The sequence below is a fragment of the Pantoea sp. S62 genome (assembly GCF_016658625.1).
Lineage (GTDB): Bacteria > Pseudomonadota > Gammaproteobacteria > Enterobacterales > Enterobacteriaceae > Pantoea > Pantoea vagans.
On record NZ_JACVVI010000013.1, the window covers coordinates 154,130 to 161,483 of the forward strand.

At 53.6% G+C, this 7,354-nt stretch carries 7 protein-coding genes and 2 tRNA genes; 5 read left to right on the forward strand and 4 right to left on the reverse strand.

The window, feature by feature from the left end:
- The first annotated feature begins 13 nt into the window (after nt 1–13).
- The 5 genes from sufC to IBT54_RS18015 are packed head-to-tail and all read left to right on the forward strand — an operon-like array spanning nt 14 to nt 4,758.
- The gene (sufC, locus tag IBT54_RS17995; RefSeq protein WP_013357697.1) at nt 14–760 is read left to right on the forward strand and encodes a Fe-S cluster assembly ATPase SufC; all 747 of its coding nucleotides are present in this window, start codon (nt 14–16) and stop codon (nt 758–760) included.
- The gene (gene sufD / locus IBT54_RS18000; protein WP_201252616.1) at nt 735–2,015 is read left to right on the forward strand and encodes a Fe-S cluster assembly protein SufD; all 1,281 of its coding nucleotides are present in this window, start codon (nt 735–737) and stop codon (nt 2,013–2,015) included. The genes sufC and sufD overlap by 26 nt, the downstream gene beginning before the upstream one ends.
- A complete protein-coding gene (gene sufS, locus IBT54_RS18005; RefSeq protein ID WP_095707732.1) occupies nt 2,015–3,238 on the forward strand; it encodes a cysteine desulfurase SufS in 1,224 nt (407 codons plus the stop codon). Before sufD ends, sufS begins: the two co-directional genes overlap by 1 nt.
- 21 nt (nt 3,239–3,259) lie before the next feature.
- On the forward strand, nt 3,260–3,676 hold the full coding sequence (sufE, locus tag IBT54_RS18010; RefSeq protein WP_033732484.1) for a cysteine desulfuration protein SufE: 417 nt from the start codon (nt 3,260–3,262) through the stop codon (nt 3,674–3,676).
- 56 nt (nt 3,677–3,732) lie between these two features.
- Nucleotides 3,733–4,758 (forward strand): L,D-transpeptidase family protein, encoded by a 1,026-nt coding sequence (locus IBT54_RS18015; RefSeq protein ID WP_013357701.1) that lies wholly within the window; start codon nt 3,733–3,735, stop codon nt 4,756–4,758.
- A gap of 80 nt (nt 4,759–4,838) precedes the next feature.
- Here IBT54_RS18015 and IBT54_RS18020 read toward each other — a convergent pair whose 3' ends face one another.
- The 4 genes from IBT54_RS18020 to IBT54_RS18035 form a co-directional block, all read right to left on the reverse strand.
- A complete protein-coding gene (locus IBT54_RS18020) occupies nt 4,839–5,075 on the reverse strand; it encodes a major outer membrane lipoprotein (RefSeq protein ID WP_009090492.1) in 237 nt (78 codons plus the stop codon).
- A gap of 303 nt (nt 5,076–5,378) precedes the next feature.
- Nucleotides 5,379–6,791, reverse strand: coding sequence for a pyruvate kinase PykF (pykF, locus tag IBT54_RS18025; protein ID WP_013357702.1), 1,413 nt, complete (start codon nt 6,789–6,791; stop codon nt 5,379–5,381).
- A 344-nt stretch (nt 6,792–7,135) separates the two neighbouring features.
- Nucleotides 7,136–7,212 (reverse strand) — tRNA-Val (locus tag IBT54_RS18030).
- Nucleotides 7,213–7,223: 11 nt separating this feature from the next.
- Nucleotides 7,224–7,300 (reverse strand) — tRNA-Val (locus IBT54_RS18035).
- Between the last annotated feature and the right edge of the window lie 54 nt (nt 7,301–7,354).

Consider the following 7,354-nt stretch of genomic DNA (forward strand, 5'->3'; position numbering starts at 1 on the left):
TGAAGGAATAAGAATGTTAAGCATTAAAGATTTGCAGGTCAGTGTTGAAGATAAAGCCATTCTGCGTGGCCTGAATCTCGAAATTAAACCGGGCGAAGTGCATGCCATCATGGGGCCGAACGGCTCCGGTAAAAGTACGCTGTCAGCGACGCTGGCAGGCCGTGAAGATTATGAAGTGACCGGCGGTTCAGTCAGCTTCAAAGGTAAAGATCTGCTGGAACTGGCCCCTGAAGAGCGTGCCGGTGAAGGCATCTTTATGGCCTTCCAGTATCCGGTAGAGATTCCGGGCGTCAGCAACCAGTTCTTCCTGCAAACCTCGGTCAACGCGGTACGTAAATATCGTCAGCAGGACGAGCTGGATCGCTTTGATTTCCAGGACTTCATTGAAGAGAAAATTCATCTGCTGAAGATGCCGGAAGATCTGCTGACCCGTTCCGTTAACGTTGGCTTCTCCGGTGGTGAGAAGAAGCGTAACGACATTCTGCAGATGGCGGCGCTTGAACCTGAGCTTTGCATCCTGGATGAAACTGACTCTGGTCTGGATATCGATGCGCTGAAAATCGTCGCGAATGGCGTAAACAGCCTGCGTGATGAGAAACGTGCCTTTATCATCGTGACCCACTACCAGCGTATTCTGGATTACATCAAGCCAGACTTCGTTCATGTTCTGTATCAGGGCAAAATCGTGAAATCTGGCGACTTCTCGCTGGTGAAACAGCTGGAGGAGCAAGGTTATGGCTGGCTTACCGACGAAGAGTGATTCTGCGCTGCAACAGTGGCATCACCTGTTTGAATCGCGCGGTGACGTGCGCTCTTTACAGGCACAGCAGCACTGGCAGCAACTGATGCGTGTTGGTCTGCCAACCCGCAAGCATGAAAACTGGAAGTACACGCCGCTGGACACGCTGCTGTCCCAGCAGTTTGTGCTGCCCGATGCGCCGCAGACCCTGAGCGCTGAACAGGTTGATGCACTGGCCCTGCCGCTGGATGCAATCCGTCTGGTGTATGTGGATGGTCAGTTCCAGCCCGCCTTCAGCAGCCGCGACGTCGAACTGTTTGAGGTCCAGCACAGCGTGGCCGCCGAGCGCCGTCCGCTGCCCGCTGCGGTTCAGCCGGAAGTCTTCCTGCATCTGACCGAGAGCCTGGCAGAAGAGGTGACGACCCTGCGTCTGGCACGCGGTAAAGCCGCTGCCCGTCCGGTCTATCTGCTGCACATCACCAGCGGTCAGCATACGGGCATGAACACCGTTCATTATCGCCATCATCTGCAGCTGGAAGAGAGTGCCGAAGCGGAAGTCATTGAGCACTACGTCTCTCTGGATGAGCGCGCCCATTTCACCGGCACGCGCTTTACCTTTGCGATTGGTGACAATGCGAAACTGACTCACACCAAGCTCGCCTTTGAAAGCAGCGCCAGCTATCACTTTGCGCATAACGATCTGGTGATTGGCAACGATGGCCAGGTCAGCAGCACCAGCTTCCTGCTGGGTGCGGGCCTGTCGCGTCACAACACCAGTACGCAGCTGAATGGCGAAAATACCACGCTGGCAATTAACAGCCTGGTACTGCCGGTGAAACAGGAAGTGGCGGATACCCGTACTTACCTGGAGCACAACAAAGGCCACTGTGTCAGCCGCCAGATGCATAAAACCATCGTGCGTGACAAAGGGCGTGCGGTGTTTAACGGTCACATCAAAGTGGCACAGCATGCGCTGAAGACCGACGGGCAGATGACCAATAACAACCTGTTACTGGGCAAGCTTTCTGAAGTCGACACCAAACCGCAGCTCGAGATTTACGCGGATGACGTTAAATGCAGCCACGGTGCTACCATTGGTCGTATCGACGATGAGCAGATGTTCTATCTGCGTTCTCGCGGTATTGAGCAGGATGCGGCACAGACCATGATTATTCATGCGTTTGCAGCTGAACTCACCGAGACACTTGAAAATGAAGTGATGCGTCAGGCCGTACTGCAGCGTATCGCACAACGTTTTCCCGGAGGCGACGTATGATGAACTTCGATCTCGAACGCATCAGGGCTGATTTTCCTATCCTGAAGCGTGAGGTCAACGGTCATCCGCTGGCCTATCTTGACAGTGCAGCCAGCGCACAGCGTCCACTCTCGGTGATTAACGCCGAGAGTCATTTCTATCAGCACGGCTATGCGGCCGTGCATCGTGGTATTCATACGCTGAGCCAGCAGGCGACCAGCGATATGGAGAACGTGCGCGATCAGGCTGCCCGTTTCATTAATGCCGGGTCCCAGGAAGAGATTATCTTCGTTAAAGGCACCACCGAAGGTATCAACCTGGTGGCGAATACCTGGGGCAGCAGTAACCTCAGGTCTGGCGACAACCTGATCATCACGGAGATGGAGCATCACGCCAACATCGTGCCGTGGCAGATGCTGGCGCAGCGTACCGGCGCAGAAGTGCGTGTGCTGCCCTTAAATGACAACGGTGAACTGGCGCTGGAGCAACTGGCGGGGCTGATCGACAGCCGCACGCGGTTGCTGGCCGTGACGCACGTGTCAAACGTGCTCGGCACCGTGAACCCGGTTAAAGCCATCGTTGCCCAGGCAAAAGCCGCTGGCGTGATTACGCTGGTGGATGGCGCGCAGGCCGTGATGCATGACAAAGTGGATGTGCAGGATATCGGCTGCGACTTCTACGTCTTCTCCAGCCATAAACTCTACGGTCCGAATGGCGTCGGTATTCTCTATGGGCGCAAGGCGCTGCTGGATGACATGCCACCGTGGGAAGGTGGCGGTTCGATGATCGGTCAGGTCATGCTGCCCACCGGCACCACCTGGAACAGTGCGCCGTGGCGTTTTGAAGCAGGCACACCGAACACCGGGGGCATAATCGGCTTTGGCGCGGCGATGGCCTATGTGCAGGCGCTGGGACTGGATACCATTCATCAGCGCGAGACGGCACTGATGAACTATGCGCTTGATAAGCTGGGCACCGTTCCGGATATTCAGATTTACGGTCCGCAGTCACGTGCCGGTGTTATTGCCTTCAACCTGGGCAAACATCATGCCTTCGATGTCGGCAGTTTCCTGGATCAATACGGTATTGCCATCCGCACCGGACATCACTGTGCGATGCCGCTGATGCAGCACTACAATGTCCCGGCGATGTGCCGTGCCTCCTTCACCTTCTACAACAGTGAAGAGGAAGTGGATCGTCTGGCTGCCGGTTTGACGCGCATTCATCGTCTGCTGGGCGGCTGAACAGTTTTAACGGAGTCACTGATGGCGAATTTGCCTGAAAAAGAGAAACTGGTTCGCAACTTCAACCGTTGCGCTAACTGGGAAGAGAAGTACCTCTACATTATCGAACTGGGTTCAAAGCTTCCGGAATCTTCTGAAACATTACACCAGCCGGAAAACGCGATTTCGGGTTGTCAGAGTCAGGTGTGGATCAGAATGACCCCGCAGGCAGATGGCACCATCGCATTTGAAGGTGACAGCGATGCCGCTATCGTTAAAGGTCTGATTGCTATTGTATTTAGTCTGTATCAGAACCTGCCACCCGCCGAAATTCTGGCGCTGGATGTTCGCCACTGGTTTGGCGAACTGGCCCTGGTGCAGCACCTGACGCCCACCCGGTCGCAGGGGCTGGAGGCGATGATTCGGTCTATTCGCCATACCGCTCAGAACCTCAGCTAAGTTACACTCGACAGACGCCATCCGGCGTCTGTTTTTTTATCTGACGAGAAAATTGCATGAAACCTGCTTTACGTTTAGCCGGTGCATTGCTGCTGACCTGCTTTGGGCTCTCTGCACCCGCATTCGCCACCGAATACCCGCTGCCACCGCCTGACAGTCGCCTGATTGGCGAAAACGTTCTGACTCAGGTTCCTGATGATAAACAACCCCTGGAATCAATCGCGGCCCGCTACCAGGTCGGGCTACTGGGCATGCTGGAGGCGAATCCCGGGACCGATCCCTGGTTGCCCAAAGCGGGTACCCAGCTGACGGTGCCGCTGCAGATGATCCTGCCTGATACGCCGCGCGAAGGGATTGTGGTGAATCTGGCCGAACTGCGTCTCTACTACTATCCCAAAGGGGAAGATAAGGTCATCGTCTATCCTATCGGCATTGGTCAACTGGGGGCGGCAACACCAGTCATGGTGACGCAGATCAGCCAGAAAATCCCGAATCCCACCTGGACGCCCACCCCGAACATCCGCAAGCGTTACGCCAAAGAGGGCATTACATTACCTGGCGTGGTACCCGCTGGACCGGATAACCCGATGGGGCAGTTTGCCATGCGTCTGGCGCGTGGCACCGGCCAGTATCTGATCCACGGTACCAATGCGAAGTTTGGCATCGGCATGCGGGTCAGTTCAGGCTGCATCCGTCTGCGTTCTGAGGACATAGAAGCGCTGTTTAACGCAGCCCCAAAAGGGACGCGGGTTCAGATCATCAATCAGCCGGTGAAGTATGCTGTGGAGCCGGATGGGAAACGCTACGTGGAAGTGCATCAGCCGCTGTCCCGTAATGATAAAGACGATCCGCAGACTATGCCCATTGCGATCGGCAGTGACCTGAAGAAATTCATGAAGAGTGAGAAGAGTGATAGCGCGCTGATTAAAGCCAGCTTAACGCGACGCTCAGGCATGCCTGTACTGGTCAGCAGTGGCGAGCCGGTGCAGAGTGATACCGTGCCGCCTGCGGGGCTGGAGAGTGCCTCTGCGGGCGCGAATAGCCCGGATGGGCAGGCCGAAGGTAAAGCTGCGCAGCCCTGAAAGGATGAGTGCCTGAAAGGGCACTGAATTTTGCGCAAAAAAAATGGCGCCTTAAAGGCGCCATTTTTAAACCAGAACTCTTACTTACGGTAAGAGTGAGCCTGGTTGTCCAGACGCTGGTTAGCGCGAGCTGCGTCATCTTTAGCAGCCTGAACGTCTGAACGCACTGCGTTCACGTCGTTGCTCAGCTGGTCAACTTTAGCGTTCAGAGTCTGAACGTCTGAAGACAGCTGGTCGATTTTAGCGTTGCTTGAGCAACCAGCCAGCAGAGTTGAAGCCAGAACTACCGCGCCCAGTACCAGTTTAGTACGATTCATTATTTATACCCTCTAGATTGAGTTAATCTCCATGTAGCGTTACAAGTATTACACAAAGCTTTTTAAGTTGAGAATAAATTTTTGATGAGAAGATGCTTAAATTTGATCGTTCGCTCAAAGAAGCAGCGAATCCCAGAATATGATAAAAAAATTTAGCGAAAACAGAGAGATTTAATCGGATTAACCTTAATATTAAGAGTATTTGAATAGTTATTTTCGATTGGAATTTTCCGGGATTTGGTTTAAGCAGAAATAAAAAAAGCGCCTCGTTAAGGCGCTTTAAAATAATGGCAAAAAAGAGTTTTACAGTACGTGTACAGAGGCGGTGTTGGTAGTTCCGCTTGGTACTAATGCACCTGATACCAGCACCACAACATCACCTTTCTGACCATAACCACTTTCCAGCGCCGCTTCTTTACCCAGACGATAGAAATCATCGGTTGAGGCGATTTCAGTGACCAGACGCGTCTCAATCCCTTTGCTCAGGATCAGCTGACGTGCGGTGGTCTGATTGGTCGTCAGTGCCAGAATGGTGGCGTTCGGGAAATATTTACGTACGGCTTTAGCAGACTTACCGCCTTCGGTCGCGACCACAATCAGTGGTGCTTCCAGCTTCTCAGCTGTCTCTACCGCACCACGGCAGACTGCTTCAGTGATACGCAGTTTGCGGGTGTCGCTCTGGCTGTCAATGCGTGACTTCATGACGCGGTCGGTACGCTCACAGATGGTCGCCATGATGGTGACCGACTCCAGCGGATAACGACCCTTAGCGCTCTCACCAGACAGCATGACTGCATCGGTACCGTCGAGGATGGCGTTCGCCACATCACCGGCTTCTGCGCGGGTAGGGCGCGGGTTCTTGATCATTGAATCAAGCATCTGCGTCGCGGTGATTACCACTTTGCGTGCTTTATTACATTTTTTGATCATCATCTTCTGCGCGAAGATCACTTCTTCAACCGGGATCTCAACACCCAGGTCACCACGCGCAACCATGATGCCGTCAGACGCTTCGAGGATTTCGTCGAAGTTATTCAGGCCTTCCTGGTTTTCGATTTTAGAGATGATCTGGATATGCTCGCCGCCGTGCTGTTTCAGGTGCTCACGAATTTCCAGCACGTCTGAACGCTTGCGGATGAACGAGGCGGCAACAAAGTCTACGCCCTGCTCACAACCAAAAATCAGGTCGCGCTTGTCTTTTTCAGCCAGTGCAGGCAGCTGAATGGAGACGCCCGGCAGGTTAACGCCTTTGTTCTCACCCAGATCGCCATTGTTCAGGACTTTACACACGACGGTATTTTCGGTGACTTCGGTCACTTCCATGCCAATCAGGCCATCATCGACCAGCACGGTGTTACCAATTTTCAGGTCGGCTGTGAAACCCGGGTAGGTCACCGCAACGCGCTCGCTGTTGCCGATCACACTCTGGTCGGTGGTGAAGGTAAAGGTCTGGCCTGCTTTCAGCGCCGCATCGTTGCCGCCTTCCAGCTTCATGGTGCGGATTTCAGGGCCTTTGGTGTCCAGCAGGATAGCCGCCTGACGACCGGTTTTTTGCATGACAGCACGCATATTAGTAATGCGTTGACCATGCTCGGCGTAGTCGCCGTGAGAGAAGTTAAGACGCATAACATTCATGCCCGCTTCAAGCAGTTGAGTCAGCATCTCTTCGGATTCGGTTTTCGGGCCGATTGTACAAACGATTTTAGTCTTTTTCATGACGGATTTTCTGTAAGTTGTGATGGATGAATAAGGGCGAAATCCGATGGCAGCGCATCGAAGTGAAAATTCTGATTGAGACTGAAATGGGCAGTACTGAGTAAGAATAGGTGACGAAGGCCAGGCGTGCAGGGAAGTTGTGCGGTTACGGTTGGTAACCACCACGCTGTTGTTGCGCAAATCATTTGAGTTATCGCAGTAAGCACGTGATCGCTGAAACCTTTCAAGTAAGCAACGCGGGACAGTATAGACGCTAAGTATGCGAAAACCAATCAAAAAGCAGAGGGGGAAGCGATGCAGATCAATAAAAGGGAGAGTTGCGCAAGCTGAAGAAATTCTGAAAGTGGTGCGCTCTAATGGACTCGAACCATCGACCCCCACCATGTCAAGGTGGTGCTCTAACCAACTGAGCTAAGAGCGCATACTGAATATTGGTGCGTCCGAGTGGACTCGAACCACCGACCCCCACCATGTCAAGGTGGTGCTCTAACCAACTGAGCTACGGACGCACTTGGTGCGCTCTAATGGACTCGAACCATCGACCCCCACCATGTCAAGGTGGT

What these genes read in the sequence shown, in the direction of transcription:
- sufD (WP_201252616.1), top strand. Translation starts at nt 735, where the DNA reads ATGGCTGGCTTACCGACGAAGAGTGATTCTGCGCTGCAACAGTGGCAT.
- sufS (WP_095707732.1), top strand. Translation starts at nt 2,015, where the DNA reads ATGAACTTCGATCTCGAACGCATCAGGGCTGATTTTCCTATCCTGAAG.
- IBT54_RS18015 (WP_013357701.1), top strand. Translation starts at nt 3,733, where the DNA reads ATGAAACCTGCTTTACGTTTAGCCGGTGCATTGCTGCTGACCTGCTTT.
- IBT54_RS18020 (WP_009090492.1), bottom strand. Translation starts at nt 5,075, where the DNA reads ATGAATCGTACTAAACTGGTACTGGGCGCGGTAGTTCTGGCTTCAACT.
- sufE (WP_033732484.1), top strand. Translation starts at nt 3,260, where the DNA reads ATGGCGAATTTGCCTGAAAAAGAGAAACTGGTTCGCAACTTCAACCGT.
- pykF (WP_013357702.1), bottom strand. Translation starts at nt 6,791, where the DNA reads ATGAAAAAGACTAAAATCGTTTGTACAATCGGCCCGAAAACCGAATCC.
- sufC (WP_013357697.1), top strand. Translation starts at nt 14, where the DNA reads ATGTTAAGCATTAAAGATTTGCAGGTCAGTGTTGAAGATAAAGCCATT.